This is a genomic window from Undibacterium sp. GW821-FHT07F11, from assembly GCF_059418665.1.
The window spans coordinates 766,510-788,040 of the sequence record NZ_JBWKQH010000001.1 but is presented as its reverse complement, the minus strand read 5'-3'; the positions used below and the strand labels follow the sequence as shown (position 1 = coordinate 788,040).

The window sequence follows — 21,531 nt, the reverse complement described above, 5'->3', positions numbered from 1 at the left end:
TGGACAGCAATTTTAACTGATCGGCATTATTATGCTGCGCGAGCGAACCGGTTCAGCCAGCCCGACCCCGTTCAATTTGTGCTGGCACCGGACGTGGTCTGTGCCGCCAGCGCATGTGCCTTCGCATAAAGCTGCTTCGCCTTGTCGCGCTCGCCCTGTGTCTGATATGCTTCCGCCAGACTGTCCCATGCATTTGGCGACATGGGGAAAAGAAGCGTGTTCAACTCGAACACACGGATGGCCTCAGCAAGGCCAAGACTCTCACGCACAGCATACCCAGTGGCATTGATAGTGCGCTCCAGTGCCGCACCTTGCACAGTACTGTTGTTCCGGATGATTTCTGCCTGGGCACCAGCGTCACCATTACTGGCTGGCTTGAGCGCATAATCGATCAATTGCCCGGACAGCGCTTCTGCCGCGAACTCTTGTGGTGCCACCGTAGCCATGATGCTTTCCACCAGGGTACGTGACCAGACATTCTGTACACTGCCATTGGTCAGGTAAATGAAGATATAGGCATCGCCAGCCAGCGTATCCTTGAACGCCAGCCGCACCCGCACTTGAGTGCCGCCGTCGTGGCCGACGTGCCGGTAAGCCCCACTTTCACCATATTCCCAGCCTGAGGCAAACACGCCGCGCTGGTCATTGGTCAATATCTGCGGCAACCATAAGCGTTGCAAAGCATCCCGGCCAAGCAATTCACCTTTGCGCAAGGCTTGCAGGAACCTGGCAAAGTCGTCCAGCGTCGTGTACAGCGCAGCATGGCCGTAGCTGTACGTTGGCCACAGCAAGTCAGGGTTCGGTTGCAGCCGGCCATCTTTGCCAACATAGGCAGTCACCACCTGCCCCTTAGATGCAGGCCCCAGCGAGGTATGCTCGAGGCCTAGTTTTTGCACTATGCGCTCGTGCGCGATCTGCGGGTAAGACTTGCCGTAGTGGGCTTCCAGCAGCGCAGTCAACACCAGGTAGTTCGTTTGCGTGTAGCGCGTCGCCGTGCCCGGCCCGAATTGCAACGGCTTGTTGGCGAGCGCGGCCAGCACTGCCGACAGTGTTGCCGGGAATGAAGGTGGAGATGCTGCCCGCAGGTCAGCGAAGTATTCCGGTACACCGGACGTGTGATCAAGGAACTGGCGAACGGTAATTGCCTGCCACGCATCTGGCAAACCAGGTACATAAGATTTGGCTGGAGCATCCAGCCTGACTTCGCCCCGCTCAACCAATTGTATGACGAGTGTGCTGGCGAACAATTTGGCCAGCGAGTACGCAGGGAAGACATCGTTGACCCGCACCGGCCTGCCAGTAGCGAGGTCGGCCTGCCCGTCGACACCACGGAACAAGACCTCGTCGTTGTGCGCTACCAGTACAGCCTGCCCGGCAAGGCCATAGCGCTCCTGGTTAATATGCATCTGCCGGGCTACTGCATTAGTCAGCTGGCCTGTAGTGGCACTTGTCATGCCAGGCAGTAGTAATGCCATCATCAGTGCAAGATTGTGAAAACGATGTAATTTCAAGATGTTCCCTCCTTCGCAAGTTGGAACATTCCGTCGAATTGACATGCCACTGCAAATCACATGCGGGCCTGATCAATATGTTCATCAATTGCACTGATGCGCAGTATAGATGGTATTTAAGCAAGAACCAATACGCGCGGCTACCAACTGGGTCAGAAAGTTGGCAAAGTCAGCTTCTGAAACCGTGCATGTGGATAAACACTCAGATATCCACAGGATCAATTTCCACCGACCACCTGACACGGCTTTTCATGGTGCGCAAATCAGCTATCCAGGCTTTGACGAAAGCTTGCAGGGCCGGGCGTGAGACTGATTCGACCAGCAATTGCGCCCTGTCTACATTGGCCACCCGCGTCATGGTCATGGGTATGGGGTCATTGATCATGATGCCCTGATGCTCGGTACAGAGCGCGGCTTCTTTCAAAAAGGCAATGGCGGTTTCCAGCTCTTTGGCTTCTGCCCGCAGTAAAGCCTGGTACATGAAGGGCGGCATATGGGCCTGCTGGCGTTCATCCAGCAAGTCTTTGGCAAAGTCGGGGTAATTGTGTGACATCAGCGCGTGGTAGAGCGGATGGTCAGGATAGCGGGTTTGCACCAGTACCTCGGATGCATTACCGCCTTCTTTTTGCGCAGCCCGCCCGGCCCGCCCTGCGACCTGCATGAGCTGAGCAAACAGGCGTTCACTGGCGCGGTAGTCTTGCGAAAACAGGGCAGCGTCTGGATTCAATGCCGCCACCAGGGTCAGGCGTTTGAAGTCATGGCCCTTGGCCACCATTTGTGTGCCTATCAGGATATCAACTTCACCGGCATGCACACGTTCAAAGGCGGCGGCGGCGCTGCCTTTGAGGCGGGTGGAGTCGGCATCGATACGAAATACTCTTGCTTCGGGGAAAAGCAGAGTCAGGCTTTCTTCCATGCGCTGGGTGCCGCGACCCAGGGGTTGCAGGTCTATATTGCCGCAGGTCGGGCAAGAGCGTGGTATGCGTTGTTCCAGGCCGCAGTGATGGCAGCGCAGCCTGTGGTCGCCTTTATGCAAAACCAGGTGGGCAGTGCAGCGCGTGCAATTACTGATCCAGCCACAGGCGTCGCAGGCCAGCACCGGTGCATAACCACGCCGGTTAAGGAATAGTAGTGATTGCTCACCCTTCTCAAGACGTAGTTTGATAGCACCTATCAGCCTTTGCGTCAGGCCCTCGCTGGGCTTTTCTCTTTCCAGGTTGATGATGCGTATGATGGGCAAGACGGCATGCTGGACTGCCCGCTCACGCAATTCAAGCAAGCGGTAGCGGCCAGTTTGCGCCCCCTGCCAGCTTTCCAGCGAAGGCGTGGCAGAACCCAGCAAGATGGGGATAGACAGTTGGCGCGCCCGCCACACGGCAAGGTCACGGGCTGAATATCGCAAGCCTTCCTGTTGCTTGTAGGAAGGGTCGTGCTCTTCATCAATGATGATCAGTTTCAATCTGGGCAGGGATGCCAGCATCGCCAGACGTGTACCCAGCACGATGCGGGCACGCCCGGTATGCGAAGCCAGCCAGTGTAGCAAGCGCTCACCTTCGGCCATGCCGCTGTGCAGAGTGGACAGCATCAGGCCGGGGAAACGGGCGCGGATATGAGATTCAAGCTGTGGTGTCAGGTTAATCTCTGGCACCAGGATCAGTATCTGGGCATCCGGGGTTTTTGCCAGCACTTTGGCGGCTGTCTGCAAATACACTTCGGTCTTGCCGCTGCCTGTCACCCCGAACAAGAGATGCGGGGCATAGCCTTCAGCATTGGCAACAGCGTCGACAGCAACTTGCTGCTCAGGATTTAATTGCGGCTCACCCAGCGGGCTGACATCGGTTTGTTCAGACAATTTGGCCAGCTTCTTGATGGCACGCTGCAAGGAAACCGTCTTGATAGCTTTTAAATTCTTGGGCAAGGCGGGTATAGCTACCTCGCCTATAGGGCGCTGGTAATACTCGGCGGCAAACTGGCATAGCGCCAGCCATTCTCTGTTCATGGCTGGCAACTCATGCCTGACAGCAATGGCATCGCGCAACTTGGCGGGCGGGACATCGGTCTCGGTTACCACATCCATAATCAGGCCGACTACTTCCTGACGGCCAAATGGTAAAGCGACCAGTTGCCCGACCTGTGGCAAGCCGATTACAGCCCCGCCCTCTTCTTGTGCTGTCCATCGATAATCGAAGGTGCTGTCAAGAGGGGTATCGAGGGCTACGCGTAAATAAACTTGTTTCACGATCTAAACCTGAACATGAAAATCAGCGCTAACTATTGATTTCATAAGGCTTTTTGACATATCCACAGTTTCTGTGGATAACTTTGTGGAGAAAGATCTATTGACATCGGTTTTCGCTAGCGTTTACGGGGGTTTCGGCAAAATGCCCTGTCTCAGAGCCTAGAATTTAATCTTTTAAAATCAATGACTTATAAAAAATGCTGGAAGACAAAAAAATATTTTTGAAAATATTTTTTGTCGCCCCGATTTTGTGCATAAGTGACAGAAAATGTGCATAGAAATGCAAAATTTTACTGCCGCTAATCCATTGGTTTTCCACAGCTTTCAGGCTGGAAAAGCACGCCAGTACTATGTTTTGCAGAGCAACATAACGCAAAGACAAGCATTTCCGGCACTTGTTGTTTTGCCAGTGCCTAAAAGCCCATACTTTGCTACTGGCCTGACCAGAAATACTGGCTGGACAAGCCACTCTCTTAGCAGTCAGTGGCAAAAACCATGCATATTTTATAAATAAATTCTGTGACTTACTACGCCTGGCGTTGTTGGCGACTATATTCATGCACAGTTTCAACCAGTACGCTGACTGACTCAACCGGGGTGAATTGCGAAATACCATGGCCCAGGTTAAATACATGGCCGTGACCGGCTGCAGGCTTGCCATAACTATCCAGCGCAGCAATCACCTGCTGGCGGATTTGCTCTGGTTCAGCAAACAATACTGCCGGATCAAGATTACCCTGCAAGGCTACTTTATCGCCAACTTTGGCGCGTGCCTGGCCGAGGTTCATGGTCCAGTCCAGGCCCAGGGCATCGGCACCGATGTCGGCCAGCTGTTCCAGCCACAAGCCACCACCTTTGGTGAAGACAATGGCAGGAATACGCTTGCCATCTTTTTCTTTTTGCAACTGGCTGACAATATCGCGCATATAAGACAGCGAGAATTCTTGATAAGCGCCATCTGCCAGCGCCCCACCCCAGCTGTCAAATATCATCACGGCCTGGGCACCAGCATCAATTTGCGCATTCAGATAAGTAGCGACTGCATCGGCATTGGTGCGCAGGATGTGGTGCATGAGGTCAGGACGTTTGTACATCATGCTCTTGACGGTATGAAAATCACGCGAACCCTGGCCTTCAACCATATAGCAAGCCAGCGTCCATGGGCTGCCGGAAAAACCGATCAGCGGTACGCGACCATCCAAAGCGGTGCGGATTTGCGTTACAGCATCAAACACATATTGCAAGCTGCCTGCTTCTGGCACTTTGAGTGCCATGACGTCTTTTTCATCTTTTAGCGGGCGCTCAAACTTCGGGCCTTCGCCTTCTTCAAAGTACAGACCCAGGCCCATCGCATCCGGCACGGTCAAAATGTCAGAGAACAGGATGGCCGCATCCAGGCCATAACGGTCTATAGGCTGCAAAGTCACTTCAGTCGCGAAACCGGGGTTCTTGGCCAGGCTCAGGAAAGAGCCTGCACCTTTGCGGGTGGCGCGGTATTCTGGCAAATAACGGCCTGCCTGGCGCATCAGCCATAGTGGCGTGTAATCAGTTTCCTGGCGCAACAAGGCTCTGAGGAAGGTATCGTTTTTGAGTGGGGCAAAATTCATGGACATAAGGGCTTTCGGTGACGCTGCGCGCATCTGCTTATCTACTGACATTGTCAAACTACGCAGTCTATTGCTGTATAAGCGACATTATCGCCTATGCGCGCAGTCTCGGCATCTGATCTGCAATAAGTGACGCAATTTTCAGCAAAATTTCCGGAAATAAACTGTGGATAACTTTGTGGATAGAAATGACAGAATGCCAGTTTACTGATTTATTTTAAATTCGGTTAACAGGATTATTCTGTAAGTCATTGATTTTATTGGGAAGGAATACCAGTTTATGAAAAATCCACGTTTTTTAACATAAATCGTGTGCAAGCGAAATTGTGCATAAGTACCAAAGCCATATTATTTTTCTTGACGATTTTGCAGAAATGTTTTCGCTAATTCTTTTGCCCAAATACTGACGCCAAGTGCTGACGGATGGTAGCCATCTTCGGCCATCAGGCGCGCATCTTGAAGACTTGGGGTAAACGGCAAATGCAAAACCTGCTGCCGGGATGCTGACATTTCGCGGTTGATTTGATCCAGAGCACGCGCTTTCATGCCCAAAACCTGACGCAAAGGAGCCGGCAAAGCGGGAAAAACCTGCATCGGCGGCACGCCCGCCAATACGATAAGACCACTTGGTTTTAGCATCATCTGCAATTCATCCAGCAGGCTTTGCAACTCTGCCCGATAGCTATTGACCGGGCAAAAGCTGGTCGTATCATTGACACCAAAAGCAACCAGAATGACATCCCACGCTGGCGATGCATGGCTTTGTGCCTGACGAAATGCTGGCAAAGCTTGTCTGGCCCAGGATAAGCGTGCGCCGTTTTGCCCCAGAGCCTGCCATGCCACAGCAGCATCCAGCTGGCCAGCCAGTGCTTTTGCCAGTTGTGCGGTGATGGCTTCCTCATAATTCGCCACGCCTACCCCAGCAACGGGCGACTCACCTATACCCAATACCCGGTATTTATCCACAGCCTTGCCAGGAGACCACAGTCCATATGCCTGGTCACTGGCTTCGGGCAGGCGCGGCGTCATGATACGGGTACGCCGTCCCTGCCAGGCCAGCAAAGGGTACAGCAGTGCCGCGATCAATTCTGGCCAGTAGCTGAATGTAATGTTTAATTTACTGCTGAGCTTAGCCTTGAGCTTCATTCCACTTTGAGTTTGCTGTAGTCAGGCTTACCGGGTGGATATTTGAGTTTCAGGCTGAGTAATTTTTCTTTCACGATGCTGGCGATGACCAGGTTGCGTTGGGTTTTGGAGTCGGATGGCACTGCATACCAGGGCGCATGATCTGCGTCCGTTGCCTGCAAGGCGTTTTCATAAGCCTCTTGATATGCTTCCCAGTATTTGCGTTCTACCAGGTCCTGCGGGTCAAACTTCCAGTGTTTGTCAGGATCGGCCAGACGCTCTTCCAGCCTGAGCTTTTGCTCGGCCTTGGAAATATGCAGAAAGAATTTCAGTATCACCGTACCGGTCTCAGCCAGCATGCGTTCAAAGTCGCGGATTTGCGCGTAACGACGTTTGCATTCTGCCTGGTCTATCCAGTCATGCACACGGGTAATCAGCACGTCTTCATAATGGCTGCGGTTAAAGATGGTGACCTCACCCTTGCCCGGCACTTCTTTATGCACGCGCCACAAATAATCATGATTTTTTTCATCACTACTGGGTGCTTTAAAGGCGACCGTGCGCGCACCGAGGGGGTTGATTTGCCCGAACACGCCGTTGACCGTACCATCTTTACCGGAGGTATCCATGCCTTGCAGGATGACCAGGAGCTTGCGGTCATGACCGGCGTACAAAACATTTTGCAGGTCAGAAATTTCTTCTGCCAGTTTTAGTGTCGCCAGCTTGTCGGCAGCCTTGTCCCCATTTTTTTCAGTGACTGCGGTACCCAGCAGTTTTTTATTGGCATCAGCATCCTTGACCTGAAAACCTTTACCTACCCGAAACAAGTCCGCAACTGTCATTCAAGTCCCCAATCAATATCGTTAGCTTACAAAGAAAGTATCTCAGATTCAGAGACAATGTTTTGATGATAATATGAAAAGTGCTGCATACCCTAGCAAGACTATAAATGCTTTCTGCAGGATTACACTTTTTGTGCGGCAGACATCGCAAACTCATTGTCTATGTGCCTATGATACGAAAGAAAACCTATTACCTGGCCGCATTGTTATTGCCCATAGTGCTGACCTTACTCAGTGTCGCATGTGCGCAATTCGGCGTGTTGCGTGAATTATCGCGCTTTCTGATTGGATCTCTGTTCATTGGCGGCATACCATATTTGCTGACGCTGCTGGTGTTCAGTTTTGTTTTTTTTCGCCTGGATGAAAACAAGTTTGTTTTCTACTGCCATTTTGCGCCGTTCGTCATGGCGCTGGCATTTGGTGTTAGTGCTGCGGTCATGATGATGATCAACGACAGGCGCATCGATATCGCTGACCTGTTCAATCTGTTTATGATCGGCGGTTTATACAGCTTGCTGGTAGGGTATTTCTATGTATTGCTGGCGGCGATCATTTACAAACTGCTCAAGTCGATAAAATTGATCTACGTGGAGCCGCACCGTGCTTTTTATGAGTGATCACCTGACACTGGGCATGACTGATTTTTTTATTCCAAACCGAAGAATGAGTGCCCGTAAATGGATAGCTGCTCTCGCATTGGCGGCGGCCTTCCCTGCTTGCGTTACGGCTGACGACAAGATTTTTACGATTACCACCCATACCAATTTAGTTGCCGACAGTGCCAAGGGGGTGGAATTTTCAGCAGCTTCAAAAGCATTGAATGTGCTTATCAAGGATAAAAAATTTGAAGAAGCGGACAAGAGAGCAAAAGAAAATTGTCGCTCTTATGAATCCATTTTTGACAGCAGCAAGAAGCAGTTTTCTTTCCAGTCGACTCAAGAATTTGAGGAATTCAGCAAAACCAGCAAACTAGATTTTGAATGGATAGAATGGGGTTATAAAAACTGCCTGCAAGTTCAGGCCTTTGTTGCTGTTGAAAGAAGAGATTTGCAACAGGCTTTGTCCATGCTCAGGAAAGTGGAATATCTGGCCCCGGTTTCTGCTGGCACCTCGGTAGAAATTGGCTATGTCTTGAATCAGCTGGCCAAACCCACAGAAGCCTTGCAAACCTATCGTCACGCGCATGAACTGAGCAAGCAATATCTTTCACAACGCCCTTACCAGGCGATGTCCTTGCGTGGCATAGGATTTTCTTTGATAGAACTTAAGCAACTGGACGAGGCAGAAAAAGCTTTTCAGGAATCCTTGCAAATCGAACCTGATAATAAACTGGCGCAAAACGAACTTGCCTACATACAGCAATTGCGCTCAGCAAAGCAAACTCAGGAACGATAAAGGTGCTCTATCTTGATACACCTGTCCATCACCACTTTGATGCCTGCTGCTTCGGCCCTGGCGGCAGCTTCTGTATTTACGATGCCTGATTGCATCCACAGATAAGGCGTGGCTATCTGTATTGCCTCTTCGACGATGGGAGGAATATCCGCCGCATTGCGGAAACAATCGACGATATCAATATGGTGCTCAGCCGCGGCAGCGATCAGATCAGGATAGCAATGCTCACCCAGTATCATATTCCCCGCTTCGCGCGGATTGACCGGGATGATGCGATAGCCATGCGCCTGCATGTAAGCTGCCACGCCATGGCTGGGACGGGAAGTTTTCGACGACAGGCCGACGACGGCGATGGTTTTACTTTTGCTCAGTATCTCAGCAATCAAGTCTTGTTCCAAGGGCATAGGCGGCTTTGCTCAACATTCAATGGAAAAACAAAAAGGCAGCCTGAGCTGCCTTTCCATTGTACTGCTTTCGTCGCGAAAAATTTTTCGCAGCGAAATTAACGCTTTTGACGCAATCTTTGTATCGCTGCCAATTGGGCGATCGCGGATGCCAGTTCTGCCTGTGCTTGCGCATAGTCAATTTTGGAATCACGATTAACCAAAGCTTGTTCTGCCAGTCTCTTGGCTTCGCTGGCTTTGGCTTCGTCCAGATCGTGACCGCGAATCGCTGTATCAGCCAAAACTGTCACCGCATTTGGTTGCACTTCAAGCAGGCCACCGGCGACGAATACGAACTCGTCTTCGGCTTTGCCCGGAACCTTGATGCGCACCGCGCCCGGCTTGATGCGGGTAATCAGTGGCGTATGTTTCGGATAGATACCCAATTCACCAGCCTCACCCGGCAACGCGACGAATTCGGCTTCACCGGAGAAGATCAGCTCTTCTGCGGAAACCACGTCAACGTGAATAGTGTGTGCCATGTTGGACCCTTATTATTCGCTCAAAAAAGCTATGGTGCAGTCAATATCAACTGCACCGCCAGTGCGCTTGAATTAAGCAGCAGCCAGTTTTTTCGCTTTTTCGATTGCTTCGTCGATAGTACCTACCATGTAGAACGCTTGTTCTGGCAGGTGATCGAGTTCGCCGGAAGCGATCATTTTGAAACCACGGATCGTTTCTTTCAAAGAAACGTATTTACCTGGAGCACCGGTAAACACTTCAGCAACGTGGAAAGGCTGAGACAGGAAACGCTGCATCTTACGTGCACGTGCGACCAGCAGTTTGTCTTCAGGAGCCAATTCATCCATACCCAGAATCGCGATAATGTCGCGCAATTCTTTGTAGCGCTGCAAAGTACCTTGAACAGCGCGAGCTGTTTCATAGTGCTCTACACCAACCACTTGTGGGTCCAGCTGACGGGAAGTTGAATCCAGTGGATCAACCGCAGGGTAGATACCCAGGGAAGCAATGTCACGGGACAGAACAACGGTGGAATCCAAGTGAGCAAATGTTGTTGCTGGAGATGGATCGGTCAAGTCATCCGCTGGAACATATACGGCCTGAATGGACGTAATGGAACCAGTTTTAGTGGAAGTAATACGCTCTTGCAGGCGGCCCATTTCTTCAGCCAGAGTAGGTTGATAACCCACGGCGGAAGGCATACGACCCAGCAAAGCGGATACTTCAGTACCGGCCAGTGTGTAACGGTAGATGTTATCCACGAAGAACAGAACGTCTTTGCCTTCGTCACGGAAACCTTCAGCAATCGTCAAACCTGTCAGAGCAACACGCAAACGGTTACCTGGTGGTTCATTCATCTGACCGTACACCATCGCAACTTTGGAATTTTCTGGATTTTCCAGATCAACCACTTTTGCGTCAGCCATTTCGTGGTAGAAGTCATTACCCTCACGAGTACGCTCACCCACACCGGCAAACACAGACAAACCACTGTGTGCCTTGGCGATGTTGTTGATCAGTTCCATCATGTTAACGGTCTTGCCTACACCCGCACCACCGAACAGACCGACCTTACCACCTTTAGCAAATGGGCAAACCAGATCAATAACTTTGATACCGGTTTCCAGCAATTCCTGGGATGGGGACAGTTCGTCGTATGCAGGGGCTTTACGGTGGATGGATGCTGTCTGCGCGTGGCTGACAGGACCGCATTCATCGATAGGGTTGCCCAGTACGTCCATGATGCGGCCCAGCGTTGCTTTGCCGGTTGGTACCATGATAGGGTTGCCAGTGTTGGAAATAGTCATGCCGCGACGCAGACCGTCAGAAGTACCCAGAGCAATGGTACGGACGATGCCGTCACCCAATTGCTGCTGAACTTCCAATGTCAGCTCGGAGCCTTCCATTTTCAAGGCGTCATAAATCTTAGGCATCGCGTCGCGTGGAAATTCAACGTCCACAACAGCGCCGATACACTGAACGATTTTGCCATTAGCCATGTTCGTTCCTTCTTAATATTTAAATTCAGTTTAGACCGCTGCCGCGCCGGCGACGATCTCGGAGAGCTCTTTGGTAATGGCGGCTTGACGGGTTTTGTTATAAACCAGTTTCAGTTCGCCAATCACGTTACCTGCGTTATCAGTTGCTGATTTCATCGCCACCATACGGGCCGATTGTTCAGATGCCATGTTTTCCGCTACGGCCTGGAAAATCAGTGCTTCTACATAACGTATCAACAATTCATCAATGACCGTTGCTGCATCTGGCTCATACAGATAGTCCCAGGAATGGGCATTCTTGTCTGTCGTCAGCCTGTCCGCTGTCAGGGGCAGCAACTGCTCCATCACCGGCTCTTGCTTCATGGTGTTGATGAACTTGGTATAACTCAGGTAAACCGCGTCCAGCTTGCCTTCCTGATACGCGTCCAGCAAAACTTTGACTGGACCTATCAGTTTGTCGAGGTGAGGAGTGTCGCCCAATTGTGTTACATGGGAAACCACTTGTGCACCTACGCGATTCAGGAAGCCGAGACCTTTATTACCAATTGCGACCGCTTCTATCTTTGAACCCTTACCTTCGAGTTCACGCATTTTGCTGGTGACCAGACGCAACACGTTGGTGTTGAGACCGCCACACAAACCTTTATCTGTCGTTACAACAATCACGCCAATTTTCTTGGACAGATCTTGTTGCACCATAAAAGGATGCGTGTACTCTGGGTTGGCCTGTGACAAGTTAGCCGTAATCGTACGAATCTTTTCACTATACGGGCGAGCCGCACGCATCCGGTCTTGCGCTTTACGCATTTTGGATGCGGCGACCATTTCCATCGCCTTAGTGATCTTCTTCGTATTTTCTACGCTTTTGATCTTGCCACGTATCTCTTTGCCTGCAGCCATGAGTATTGACTCCTTCTAGCTACAGTAAATTAATAGGCGCCGGATTTTTTGAAATCAGCAATTGCGGCAGCCATGGCAGCTTCGCCATCTTTGTCCAGTTGCTTGGTTTCTTCGATCTTCTGCAGCAATGCTGCATGGCTCGTTTTCATGAAATTGTGCACGCCTGCTTCGAATGCCAGCACTTGCTTGACCGGTACATCATCCAGGAAGCCTTTGTTCACGGAGAACAGAGTAACGGCCATCAGGGAGATAGACAGTGGAGCATATTGTGCTTGCTTCAACAATTCAGTAACGCGGGCACCACGATCGAGCTGCTTGCGTGTTACTTCGTCGAGGTCAGAAGCGAACTGGGCAAACGCTGCCAATTCACGGTACTGTGCCAAGTCATTACGGATACCGCCGGACAAGTTTTTGATGACTTTAGTCTGCGCTGCACCACCAACGCGGGAAACCGAGATACCAGCGTTGATCGCTGGACGGATACCTGCATTGAACAAGGATGTTTCCAGGAAGATCTGACCATCAGTAATCGAAATTACGTTGGTAGGAACGAAAGCGGAAACGTCACCAGCTTGAGTTTCAATGATAGGCAATGCTGTCAAAGAACCTGTTTTACCTTTAACTTCACCTTTGGTGAAAGCTTCAACGTAGTCTGGGTTAACGCGTGCTGCACGTTCCAGCAAACGGCTGTGCAAATAGAATACGTCACCTGGGTAAGCTTCGCGGCCTGGTGGGCGGCGCAGCAACAGGGAAACCTGACGGTAAGCAACAGCCTGTTTGGACAGATCATCATAAATGATCAGTGCATCTTGACCGCGGTCACGGAAGTATTCACCCATCGCGCAACCGGAGTATGCGGATACGTATTGCATCGCTGCAGATTCAGCAGCAGTGGCAGCAACAACGATGGTGTATTCCATGGCGCCGTGGGCTTCGAGAGCGCGCACAACGTTTTTAACGGAAGAAGCTTTTTGACCAATCGCAACATAGATACATGTTACGTTTTGACCTTTTTGATTGATCACGGCATCGATCGCAACAGCTGTTTTACCAGTTTGACGATCGCCAATGATCAATTCGCGCTGACCGCGGCCAACCGGTACCATGGAGTCGATAGACTTCAGGCCAGTTTGCATAGGTTCAGAAACGGATTGACGTGCAATAACGCCAGGCGCAATCTTTTCGATAGGCGCGGACAGTTTTGCATTGATAGGACCTTTGCCGTCGATAGGCTGACCCAGCGCGTTAACAACACGACCGCGCAGTTCAGGACCGATAGGCACTTCCAGAATACGGCCGGTACATTTAACTGTATCGCCTTCGGAGATGTGTTCGTAGTCACCCAGAATAACGGCACCAACGGAATCACGTTCCAGGTTCAGCGCCAGACCAAATGTATTGCCTGGGAATTCCAGCATCTCGCCTTGCATCGCGTCAGACAGACCGTGAATGCGGCAGATACCGTCGGTAACGGAGATAACCGTACCTTGATTGCGAATCTCAGCTGTGTCGCCAAGGCCTTGAATCCGGCTCTTGATCAACTCGCTGATTTCAGATGGGTTGAGTTGCATACTAACTCCTAATATTTATTACGTTCTTACGCGGTCAGGGCGACGTGCATTTTCTGCAGCTTCGCGCGTACCGACGTGTCGAGCACCTGATCACCAACCACGATGCGTACACCACCGATCAAAGAGGAATCCACTTTGACTGTAGGGTGCAACTTGCGGCCAAATTTCTTTTCCAACAGCGCTGAAAGCTCGCTCAACTGAGCTGCCGACATTTCAAATGCGCTGGTTACTTCTGCATCTGCAGCGCCTTCGTGGGCGTTTTTCAGAGCATGGAACTGGAAAGCGATTTCCGGCAGCAGAGTCAGACGGTCATAGTCAGCAAGTGTGTTGATGAAGTTTTTCGCTTCAGCAGTCACTGGAGATTTGATCGCAGACAAGAAAATCTCAGCTTTTTGATCAGCCGAGACTTTGGGGTTGTGTGCAAGAGCTTGTACATCGGAATGCGCACCTACCTGTGCCATTTCGGTAACCAGGTCCGACCAGGCGGACAGGTTACCGGCTTGGGCAACACGAAACAGCGCTTCTGCGTAAGGACGAGCGATCGTTGCGATTTCGGCCATGATTACAGCTCGGTTTTCAGTTGGTTCAACAGATCAGCGTGAGCAGATGCGTTGACTTCACGTTTCAGAATTTGTTCTGCGCCTTTGACTGCCAGAGTGGCAACCTGGTCGCGCAATTCTTCGCGTGCTTTAGTCACTTGATTTTCAGCATCCGCTTTTGCTGCAGCAATAATGCGGGCAGCTTCAGCAGCAGCAGTGTTGCGAGCTTCTTCAACGATCAGAGCAGCGCGTTTTTCTGCGTTGATGATATGTGTTTTGCTCTCTTCACCAGCAGCAGCCAATTGAGCCTGCACGCGCTTTTCAGCAGCTTGCATTTCCAACTTGCCTTTATCAGCAGCAGCCAAACCGTCTGCAATGCGCTTCATGCGCTCATCGATCGCACCAATCACTGGTGGCCAGATGAATTTTGCAGTCACCAAAGCCAGGATGAAAAACACCCCAGCCTGATACCACATAGATAGATTCAGATTCACTTTAGTTTCCTTATCAAATTAATCGTTCCGCAGGCCAGAGACCTGCGGTAGAAAAAGGAAAGCTATTAGCCTTTGAATGGGTTTGCAGTTGCGAAGAACATGGCGATACCAACACCGATAATGAACGCAGCATCGATCAGACCAGCCAACAACAACATTTTACCTTGCAGTTTGTCCATCAATTCTGGTTGACGAGCAGACGCTTCCAGATATTTACCACCCATCATAGCGATACCGATACAAGCACCCAAAGCGCCCAAACCAATGATCAAACCACAAGCCAATGCAACGAAAGCGACGTTAGTCATGAGAAAACTCCTTGAAAGTTAAAATTAAAATACCAAAATCAAAAAAACTAAAACCAAAAACCTGAAACTTCAAAACTTAATTAATGCGCTTCGTGAGCCTGACCCATGTACACCAGAGTCAACATCATGAAAATAAAGGCTTGCAGAGGCACGATCAGGATGTGGAAGATGGACCAGGCAGAACCCAGTACCAAATGACCAATACCGCCGAAGATGGAATCAGAAGCACCCAGCAAAGCTGCAATCAACAGGAACAACAATTCGCCGGCAAACATATTGCCGAACAACCGCATACCGAGCGAGAAAGTTTTCGCTGCGTATTCAACCAAATTCAATGCCAGATTGAAAGGAAAGAGCATAGGACCAAACGGTGCACTGAACAATTCCTTGATGAAGCCGCCTACGCCTTTGATCTTGAAGCTGTAATACATCATCAGGGCAAAAATACCGATGGAGATACCCAGAGTACCGTTCAAGTCAGCAGTAGGAACCACACGATGTGGCATTTCATGATCCAGACCAAACAAGGGGAACAGCCATTGAGAGAACAGATCAACTGGCAGGAAATCCAGGGAGTTCATCAGTACAACCCAGATAAATACCGACAAGGCCATAGGGGCGATGAAGCTGGTATTGCCGTGAACGATGCTTTTTGCATTGTTGTCGACCATTTCGATGAGCATTTCAACCGCGCACTGGAAACGGCCAGGTACGCCAGAAGTTGCCTTGCGTGCTGCCATGTACATAATGATAGTACCCAGCAAGCCGCAAACGACTGACCAGATAACCGTATCAATATTCACATACGACATGTCCCACAAGGACGTTTGTGCCTGGTGGCCGTGGTTAGTCAAATGCCCAAGGTGATGGGCTATATATTCTGACGGAGTGACTTGTTCAGCTGAGCTCATGATCAGTGCCTAAAGAGTAAAATGAAATAGCTTTTCAGTACGACGATGAAGGCGATCAAAAAGGCCGGCCAGTTGACATCGGGGTACCAGAAGACAACCGCTGCCATCAGCGCGACTGTCAATGTAACTTTGAAAAATTCTCCGATGAAAAAACTCATCGGATTTGCTCCTCCAGGCCTCCGGGCGCTCATACTCAGGCGCAACGCGAACAAGGCATTTGGAATCGCACAAGATAATCCCCCAAACAGGGCGGATAATCCGTAAGAAATATTGCCGAAAATTCCAGCAAGCAAGCCCGCAACCAGCGCTGCTACCAGTTGCAGCAGTATGATGCGTGCCATGCTTCCCTCATTTATCCAGGACTTGCGCAAAATAGCAGCAGTGCATGAGCTCATCGGTAGCTCCGTCGTCCAGTTTTGCACTGTGTTCATTACGGAGCCTTGCTGGCCTATCTTGCGTAAGTCCTACAATTTTATAAAATATGACATTGAATTTGACTGGCTTGCCACGATATAACCGGGCAGCGCAAATCCTCGCCGATCAAAACCACGGAATTATACGTGGTAGTGCGTTATAACGTCAAACGTTTGATGCATAAGGCCAAATGTTTGGTGCATCGCATCAAAATGCGCCATTTTGGTGCTTTTTTACTATTGTACCGTTTTTGCGATTAGCAGGTTGAGCCAGTCCTGGCCTTGCTTCCAGCTACCCAGACCAGACTCGCCATTGATATGGCCTTTTGCACCAATCAGGTGCAGTTCCGCCCCCCAGTTTTTTGCCCAGTCTTGCGCAATTGATAAATCACACCAGGGGTCGTCACTGGATGCGACCACCGCAACAGGGAAAGGAAAAGGGTTTAGGGGCATGGGACTAAAAGTGGGAGCAGGGAAATCCACCCGGCCCACATTTGGTGGCGCCACCAGGAATGCAGCCCGGACCTTGCTTTTATCCACAACGCCTGGCATGCCTGATGCCAGCCACCAGGCCGTCAGCGCACAACCCATGCTATGCGCAACCAGCACCACTTCATCAGATACTGCATTCACAGCAGCTGATAAAGTGGCAACCCATTGATCCTTGACCGGATGGTCCCAGTCTTGTTGCTCTACTCTTTTTACATTCGGTAATTCGGCTTCCCAGCGCGTTTGCCAGTGGCTGGGGCCTGAGCTATACAGGCCGGGTAAAGTCAGTATCTGCATGGGTTAAATCTTTTTACTGTCCGCGTATTTTTAAAATAATACCGTCGAGGCTATCCAAATCGGCAAAGTCGATCAACATCTGTCCCCTGCCCTTGCTGCCTAATTTGAGCGCAACCTGGGTGGCCAGCAAGTCGGACAACTCTTCTTCCAGGCGGGTGATGTCGCGGGATTTTTCTGCCTTGTCGCGCGGCTTGCCATTGGCACTCATTTCTGCCGTGGTCTTGGCGACCAGCTTTTCTGCCTCGCGGACAGACATGCGCTTGGCAACGATCTGGTTGGCCAGTTGTATCTGCGTGGCGGCGTCTGTCACCAGCAGGGAACGCGCATGGCCCATGTCTATGTCACCCGCCATCAGCATGGTTTGCACAGGCTTGGCCAGGTTCAGCAAACGCAGCAAGTTAGATACCGCACTGCGTGAACGCCCTACTGCATTGGCGGCCTGTTCGTGGGTGAAAGAAAAATCCGTGATCAGCCTATGTATGCCCTGGGCTTCTTCCAGAGGGTTAAGGTCTTCACGCTGGATGTTCTCGATCAGGGCCATGGCGGCGGCGGCCTGGTCGTCCACATCCTTGACCAGTACCGGCACCTCTTCCATGCCTGCCATTTGCGAAGCGCGGAAACGGCGTTCACCAGCAATGATTTCGTAACGGGTTACGCCATTATTTTGTCCTATAGGACGAACCAGGATAGGTTGCATCAGGCCCTGAGCCTTGATGGAGGCCGCCAGCTCAGCCAGTGCGCCCTCGTCCATGCGGGTACGGGGTTGGTACTTGCCGGCCTGCATTTGTGCCACGTTCAGGCTGGTAGGGGCGCCAGTGACGGTAGGTACGGCTTCGGCGAAGTCAGCGGCACCGCCAAGCAAGGCGTCCAGGCCGCGGCCCAGACCTTTTTGTTTTTTGATCGACATACTTATTTTTCCAGTTGTTTAATTCTTTCCACCATCTCTGCACCAAAGGCGATATAGGCTTGCGCTCCTTTGGATGCAGGATCAAACACCACGCCGGGGATACCGTAAGATGGTGCTTCAGCCAGACGCACATTGCGCGGGATCAGGGTCTTGAAGACCTTGTCGCCAAAATGCTGTTCGAGCTGGTCAGAGACTTGTTGCGACAGCGTCATACGCGGGTCAAACATCACGCGCAACAGGCCTACTATCTTCAAGTCAGGGTTGAGGTTGGCCGAGACTTTCTTGATGGTATTGGCCAGGTCAGACAAACCCTCAAGCGCATAGTATTCACACTGCATGGGGATGATCACGCCATGGGCGGCACACAAGCCATTCAAAGTCAGCAACGACAAGGCTGGCGGACAGTCGATGAGGATGAAGTCATAGTCAGCATCAACCTTGGCGAGTGCTTCACGCAGGCGCTTGTCGCGGTTGTCCAGAGATACCATTTCAACTTCAGCACCAGCCAGCTCGCGGTTGGCAGGGAGAACATCAAAACGGCCAGATTCAGAACGCTGTTTTGCAGTTGTCACGTCAGACATACCCAACAAGACTTCATAAATGGAAGCTGTCAGTTTGGCCTTGTTGATGCCTGCCCCCATGGTGGCATTGCCCTGGGGATCGAGATCAACCAGTAAGACACGTTGATTGAGTTGCGCCAGCCCTGCGGCGAGATTAACAGTGGTCGTGGTCTTGCCTACGCCACCTTTTTGATTTGCAACACAAAAGATTTTTGCCATAGAAGATTTCCGTAGGGTCAAGCCGGGGCCAGTTGTTTTTTGATAAAGACGAGATGGCGTTCGGCCTGTAGACCTGGCACCGCAAGGGCTTGCATTTTCTCTACCTGCCAACCATCCGGCAGGCGTTCTATTTCTTGATTGGGGGCGACGCCTTTCATGGCAATGAACTGGCCACCATCTGCCAGCAAATGACCTGACCAGTTGATGAAGTTACACAGCTCGGAAAACGCCCGTGAGGTGATCACATCAAACTTGTCTTTCACCTGCAGGGCTTCTACCCTGCCGGTATGCACAGTCACGTTCTTCAAACCCAGCTCAGTCTTGGCCTGGGTCAAAAATGCAGTCTTTTTGCTGACGGTATCAATCATTGATATTTTGATATCTGGATATGTAATCGCCAGCATCATACCGGGCAAACCACCACCTGCACCCACATCCAGCACATTTTTTGCGTCTTTGAAGGCGGGGGCTGCCGACAGCGAATCCAGCAAATGTTGTTTGACCATTTCTTTCGGGTCACGGATAGATGTTAAATTGTAAACTGAATTCCATTTTGATAATAATGACAAATAAGCAATCATGTTATCAATTTGATCATCATTCAAATTCAACGACAATTCTTCAACACCGCTCTGCAGCGTCGCTCTTAAGTGTGCATGTTCCACGTGAATCATACTGCCTGGTCCTCGATTAACTTCTTGTTTTTCATTTCAATTTTTTATTCTTCGTTTTTATTCATCACCTGGATCGTGCTGATATCAAAGCACTTTCAAACGTGTCTGTAATTTGATGTTCCACGTGAATCAATCTGCCACCTGGCCTTCGGCTACAACATCCGTATTCGACATGAACTCTTTAAAACCACGTTTCTTCAGATGCACCAAAAGCAGGGAAATCGCTGCAGGCGTCACGCCAGAAATACGGCCACACTGGCCCAGGCTTTCAGGCTGATGCTTGTTCAGCTTTTGCCTGACTTCAATCGAAAGCCCGTTGACTTCCATGTAGTCAAAACCAACCGGCATTTTGAGATTTTCAAAATGCGCATGGCGCTCAACCTCCTTCGCTTGCCTGTCGATATAACCGGCATACTTGACCTGTATCTCAACCTGCTCGCGCACATGGGGATCGAGCACACCTGGCCCGGCCAGTTCCTGCCCTTCCACACCTTGCAAACTCATGAGGCTTTCATAAGTCACTTGTGGGCGACGCAATAAATCAGCCAGGGAATACTCACGCTCCAAAGCCTTGCCAACGACACGCTCAGCTTCAACATCCGCCAGGATGCGCGGATTAACCCAGGTCGAGCGCAGTCTTTCCATTTCACGTGAAACACTTTCACGCTTTTCTTCAAACTGCTGCCACTGCGCATCGCTGACGCAACCCAACTGACGACCTATCTCGGTCAGGCGCATATCGGCATTATCTTCACGCAGACTCAGACGGAATTCCGCACGACTGGTAAACATGCGATAAGGTTCTTGCACCCCCTTGGTAATCAGGTCATCCACCAGCACACCGAGATAAGCTTCATCACGGCGTGGCACCCAGGCGTCTTTACCCTGGGTTTTCAGTGCGGCATTCAAGCCTGCCAACATACCCTGGGCTGCGGCTTCTTCGTAACCTGTCGTGCCATTAATCTGACCTGCAAAGAACAAGCCCTCAATTTGGCGAGTCTCCAGCGACGATTTCAAACCACGCGGGTCAAAATAATCATATTCAATCGCATAGCCAGGACGCAGGATGTAGGCGTTTTCCATACCGCGCATGGAACGCACGAGGTCCAGCTGCACATCAAAAGGCAGGCTGGTAGAGATACCGTTAGGGTAAAACTCATTGGTCGTCAGGCCTTCAGGCTCCAGGAAAATCTGGTGTGATTCCTTGCTGGCAAAGCGATGAATTTTGTCTTCTATCGAGGGGCAATAGCGTGGCCCTACCCCTTCAATGACACCTGTGTACATGGGGCTGCGGTCCAGACCAGCCCGGATAATGTCATGGGTTTTTTCATTGGTATGGGTAATCCAGCATGGCAACTGCCTTGGATGCATGCTGGTATTGCCCATATACGAGAATACTGGCACAGGATCAAGGTCACCCGGCTGCTCTTGCATCAGTGAAAAATCGATACTGCGACCATCTATACGTGGTGGCGTACCGGTCTTCAAACGACCTTGTGGTAGCGCCAACTCCTTCAAACGGGCAGACAAAGATATCGCCGGCGGATCACCGGCACGGCCTGCCGAATAGTTATTCAAACCCACATGTATCTTCCCATCAAGGAAAGTACCGGCTGTCAACACGACTGCACGGGCACGGAATTTGATGCCGACCTGGGTTACGGCACCGACAACGCGATTACCTTCGACCAGCAAATCATCTACAGCCTGCTGGAATAGCCACAAATTAGGCTGATTTTCCAGGCGACTACGGATGGCTTGCTTGTACAGGATGCGGTCAGCCTGGGCACGGGTAGCACGTACAGCAGGGCCTTTGGATGAATTCAGGATACGGAACTGTATGCCTGCCTCATCAGTGGCAATCGCCATGGCGCCGCCCATGGCATCAACCTCTTTAACCAGATGCCCCTTGCCTATCCCACCTATGGATGGGTTGCAAGACATCTGACCCAGGGTCTCAATATTATGGGTCAACAATAGTGTGGACTGCCCCATACGGGCAGCGGCAAGTGCAGCTTCGGTACCGGCGTGACCGCCGCCGACGACGATGACATCGAATTCTTTAGGATAAAACATGGTGGATTTCTGAGAAACTTGGGACGGGAGGCACGATTATAGTTTGTTTT

At 50.9% G+C, this 21,531-nt stretch carries 23 protein-coding genes; 2 read left to right on the top strand and 21 right to left on the bottom strand.

Features of this window, described 5'->3' with window-relative positions; all coding sequences use genetic code 11:
* Positions 1-71 precede the first annotated feature (71 nt).
* The 6 genes from AC07OI_RS03370 to AC07OI_RS03345 all read right to left on the bottom strand — a co-directional run bounded on the left by AC07OI_RS03370 (position 72) and on the right by AC07OI_RS03345 (position 7,324).
* Complete coding sequence (locus AC07OI_RS03370) at positions 72-1,511, bottom strand: serine hydrolase (RefSeq protein WP_495256300.1); 1,440 nt, start codon at positions 1,509-1,511, stop codon at positions 72-74.
* A gap of 202 nt (positions 1,512-1,713) precedes the next feature.
* Complete coding sequence (locus AC07OI_RS03365) at positions 1,714-3,750, bottom strand: primosomal protein N' (RefSeq protein WP_495256299.1); 2,037 nt, start codon at positions 3,748-3,750, stop codon at positions 1,714-1,716.
* Between the two features lie 166 nt (positions 3,751-3,916).
* A complete protein-coding gene (locus AC07OI_RS03360; protein ID WP_495256298.1) occupies positions 3,917-4,309 on the bottom strand; it encodes a hypothetical protein in 393 nt (130 codons plus the stop codon).
* Positions 4,278-5,363, bottom strand: a complete 1,086-nt coding sequence (hemE, locus tag AC07OI_RS03355) for a uroporphyrinogen decarboxylase (RefSeq protein WP_495256297.1) — start codon at positions 5,361-5,363, stop codon at positions 4,278-4,280. The genes AC07OI_RS03360 and hemE overlap by 32 nt, the downstream gene beginning before the upstream one ends.
* 342 nt (positions 5,364-5,705) lie before the next feature.
* Complete coding sequence (locus tag AC07OI_RS03350) at positions 5,706-6,503, bottom strand: SGNH/GDSL hydrolase family protein (RefSeq protein ID WP_492707516.1); 798 nt, start codon at positions 6,501-6,503, stop codon at positions 5,706-5,708.
* Positions 6,500-7,324, bottom strand: a complete 825-nt coding sequence (locus tag AC07OI_RS03345) for a PPK2 family polyphosphate kinase (protein ID WP_492707517.1) — start codon at positions 7,322-7,324, stop codon at positions 6,500-6,502. Before AC07OI_RS03345 ends, AC07OI_RS03350 begins: the two co-directional genes overlap by 4 nt.
* A gap of 170 nt (positions 7,325-7,494) precedes the next feature.
* On the opposite strand from AC07OI_RS03345, the gene AC07OI_RS03340 reads away from it, so the two are divergent.
* Positions 7,495-7,941, top strand: coding sequence for a hypothetical protein (locus AC07OI_RS03340; protein ID WP_495256296.1), 447 nt, complete (start codon positions 7,495-7,497; stop codon positions 7,939-7,941).
* Complete coding sequence (locus AC07OI_RS03335; protein ID WP_495256348.1) at positions 7,934-8,719, top strand: tetratricopeptide repeat protein; 786 nt, start codon at positions 7,934-7,936, stop codon at positions 8,717-8,719. Before AC07OI_RS03340 ends, AC07OI_RS03335 begins: the two co-directional genes overlap by 8 nt.
* Here the strand turns inward: AC07OI_RS03335 and AC07OI_RS03330 are convergent.
* From AC07OI_RS03330 to mnmG, 15 genes are all read right to left on the bottom strand, one after another.
* Positions 8,707-9,123 carry a CoA-binding protein gene (locus AC07OI_RS03330; RefSeq protein WP_492707522.1) on the bottom strand — a complete coding sequence of 139 codons (417 nt, stop codon included), beginning with the start codon at positions 9,121-9,123 and terminating at the stop codon, positions 8,707-8,709. The two genes, AC07OI_RS03335 and AC07OI_RS03330, sit on opposite strands and share 13 nt — an antisense overlap.
* A gap of 98 nt (positions 9,124-9,221) precedes the next feature.
* Positions 9,222-9,644, bottom strand: a complete 423-nt coding sequence (locus AC07OI_RS03325; RefSeq protein ID WP_422951668.1) for a F0F1 ATP synthase subunit epsilon — start codon at positions 9,642-9,644, stop codon at positions 9,222-9,224.
* Between the two features lie 72 nt (positions 9,645-9,716).
* The gene (gene atpD / locus AC07OI_RS03320) at positions 9,717-11,123 is read right to left on the bottom strand and encodes a F0F1 ATP synthase subunit beta (protein WP_492707524.1); all 1,407 of its coding nucleotides are present in this window, start codon (positions 11,121-11,123) and stop codon (positions 9,717-9,719) included.
* A gap of 30 nt (positions 11,124-11,153) precedes the next feature.
* The gene (gene atpG / locus AC07OI_RS03315; protein ID WP_492707525.1) at positions 11,154-12,023 is read right to left on the bottom strand and encodes a F0F1 ATP synthase subunit gamma; all 870 of its coding nucleotides are present in this window, start codon (positions 12,021-12,023) and stop codon (positions 11,154-11,156) included.
* 29 nt (positions 12,024-12,052) lie between these two features.
* A complete protein-coding gene (gene atpA / locus AC07OI_RS03310) occupies positions 12,053-13,594 on the bottom strand; it encodes a F0F1 ATP synthase subunit alpha (RefSeq protein WP_162044016.1) in 1,542 nt (513 codons plus the stop codon).
* Between the two features lie 26 nt (positions 13,595-13,620).
* Positions 13,621-14,154 (bottom strand): F0F1 ATP synthase subunit delta, encoded by a 534-nt coding sequence (locus tag AC07OI_RS03305; RefSeq protein ID WP_495256295.1) that lies wholly within the window; start codon positions 14,152-14,154, stop codon positions 13,621-13,623.
* Between the two features lie 2 nt (positions 14,155-14,156).
* Positions 14,157-14,627, bottom strand: coding sequence for a F0F1 ATP synthase subunit B (locus tag AC07OI_RS03300; RefSeq protein ID WP_422951672.1), 471 nt, complete (start codon positions 14,625-14,627; stop codon positions 14,157-14,159).
* Between the two features lie 65 nt (positions 14,628-14,692).
* A complete protein-coding gene (atpE, locus tag AC07OI_RS03295; RefSeq protein ID WP_186917574.1) occupies positions 14,693-14,935 on the bottom strand; it encodes a F0F1 ATP synthase subunit C in 243 nt (80 codons plus the stop codon).
* 80 nt (positions 14,936-15,015) lie between these two features.
* A complete protein-coding gene (atpB, locus tag AC07OI_RS03290) occupies positions 15,016-15,846 on the bottom strand; it encodes a F0F1 ATP synthase subunit A (RefSeq protein ID WP_492707529.1) in 831 nt (276 codons plus the stop codon).
* A 2-nt stretch (positions 15,847-15,848) separates the two neighbouring features.
* A complete protein-coding gene (locus tag AC07OI_RS03285) occupies positions 15,849-16,187 on the bottom strand; it encodes an ATP synthase subunit I (RefSeq protein ID WP_492707530.1) in 339 nt (112 codons plus the stop codon).
* Positions 16,188-16,496: 309 nt separating this feature from the next.
* Positions 16,497-17,045 carry an RBBP9/YdeN family alpha/beta hydrolase gene (locus AC07OI_RS03280; protein ID WP_492707531.1) on the bottom strand — a complete coding sequence of 183 codons (549 nt, stop codon included), beginning with the start codon at positions 17,043-17,045 and terminating at the stop codon, positions 16,497-16,499.
* 13 nt (positions 17,046-17,058) lie between these two features.
* Positions 17,059-17,952 (bottom strand): ParB/RepB/Spo0J family partition protein, encoded by an 894-nt coding sequence (locus AC07OI_RS03275; protein ID WP_492707532.1) that lies wholly within the window; start codon positions 17,950-17,952, stop codon positions 17,059-17,061.
* A 2-nt stretch (positions 17,953-17,954) separates the two neighbouring features.
* A complete protein-coding gene (locus tag AC07OI_RS03270; protein ID WP_495256294.1) occupies positions 17,955-18,731 on the bottom strand; it encodes a ParA family protein in 777 nt (258 codons plus the stop codon).
* Positions 18,732-18,748: 17 nt separating this feature from the next.
* On the bottom strand, positions 18,749-19,405 hold the full coding sequence (rsmG, locus tag AC07OI_RS03265) for a 16S rRNA (guanine(527)-N(7))-methyltransferase RsmG (RefSeq protein ID WP_492707534.1): 657 nt from the start codon (positions 19,403-19,405) through the stop codon (positions 18,749-18,751).
* A 129-nt stretch (positions 19,406-19,534) separates the two neighbouring features.
* Positions 19,535-21,481: a tRNA uridine-5-carboxymethylaminomethyl(34) synthesis enzyme MnmG gene (gene mnmG, locus AC07OI_RS03260; RefSeq protein ID WP_495256293.1), complete on the bottom strand. Its 1,947-nt coding sequence runs from the start codon at positions 21,479-21,481 to the stop codon at positions 19,535-19,537.
* Positions 21,482-21,531: the final 50 nt, after the last annotated feature.

Excerpts from the sequence above, each read along its gene's own strand:
- AC07OI_RS03360 (WP_495256298.1), bottom strand. The coding sequence starts at position 4,309 with ATGAATATAGTCGCCAACAACGCCAGGCGTAGTAAGTCACAGAATTTA.
- hemE (WP_495256297.1), bottom strand. The coding sequence starts at position 5,363 with ATGTCCATGAATTTTGCCCCACTCAAAAACGATACCTTCCTCAGAGCC.
- AC07OI_RS03350 (WP_492707516.1), bottom strand. The coding sequence starts at position 6,503 with ATGAAGCTCAAGGCTAAGCTCAGCAGTAAATTAAACATTACATTCAGC.
- AC07OI_RS03345 (WP_492707517.1), bottom strand. The coding sequence starts at position 7,324 with ATGACAGTTGCGGACTTGTTTCGGGTAGGTAAAGGTTTTCAGGTCAAG.
- AC07OI_RS03340 (WP_495256296.1), top strand. The coding sequence starts at position 7,495 with ATGATACGAAAGAAAACCTATTACCTGGCCGCATTGTTATTGCCCATA.
- AC07OI_RS03335 (WP_495256348.1), top strand. The coding sequence starts at position 7,934 with ATGAGTGATCACCTGACACTGGGCATGACTGATTTTTTTATTCCAAAC.
- AC07OI_RS03330 (WP_492707522.1), bottom strand. The coding sequence starts at position 9,123 with ATGCCCTTGGAACAAGACTTGATTGCTGAGATACTGAGCAAAAGTAAA.
- AC07OI_RS03325 (WP_422951668.1), bottom strand. The coding sequence starts at position 9,644 with ATGGCACACACTATTCACGTTGACGTGGTTTCCGCAGAAGAGCTGATC.
- atpD (WP_492707524.1), bottom strand. The coding sequence starts at position 11,123 with ATGGCTAATGGCAAAATCGTTCAGTGTATCGGCGCTGTTGTGGACGTT.
- atpG (WP_492707525.1), bottom strand. The coding sequence starts at position 12,023 with ATGGCTGCAGGCAAAGAGATACGTGGCAAGATCAAAAGCGTAGAAAAT.
- atpA (WP_162044016.1), bottom strand. The coding sequence starts at position 13,594 with ATGCAACTCAACCCATCTGAAATCAGCGAGTTGATCAAGAGCCGGATT.
- AC07OI_RS03305 (WP_495256295.1), bottom strand. The coding sequence starts at position 14,154 with ATGGCCGAAATCGCAACGATCGCTCGTCCTTACGCAGAAGCGCTGTTT.
- atpE (WP_186917574.1), bottom strand. The coding sequence starts at position 14,935 with ATGACTAACGTCGCTTTCGTTGCATTGGCTTGTGGTTTGATCATTGGT.
- atpB (WP_492707529.1), bottom strand. The coding sequence starts at position 15,846 with ATGAGCTCAGCTGAACAAGTCACTCCGTCAGAATATATAGCCCATCAC.
- AC07OI_RS03285 (WP_492707530.1), bottom strand. The coding sequence starts at position 16,187 with ATGGCACGCATCATACTGCTGCAACTGGTAGCAGCGCTGGTTGCGGGC.
- AC07OI_RS03280 (WP_492707531.1), bottom strand. The coding sequence starts at position 17,045 with ATGCAGATACTGACTTTACCCGGCCTGTATAGCTCAGGCCCCAGCCAC.
- AC07OI_RS03275 (WP_492707532.1), bottom strand. The coding sequence starts at position 17,952 with ATGTCGATCAAAAAACAAAAAGGTCTGGGCCGCGGCCTGGACGCCTTG.
- AC07OI_RS03270 (WP_495256294.1), bottom strand. The coding sequence starts at position 18,731 with ATGGCAAAAATCTTTTGTGTTGCAAATCAAAAAGGTGGCGTAGGCAAG.
- rsmG (WP_492707534.1), bottom strand. The coding sequence starts at position 19,405 with ATGATTCACGTGGAACATGCACACTTAAGAGCGACGCTGCAGAGCGGT.
- mnmG (WP_495256293.1), bottom strand. The coding sequence starts at position 21,481 with ATGTTTTATCCTAAAGAATTCGATGTCATCGTCGTCGGCGGCGGTCAC.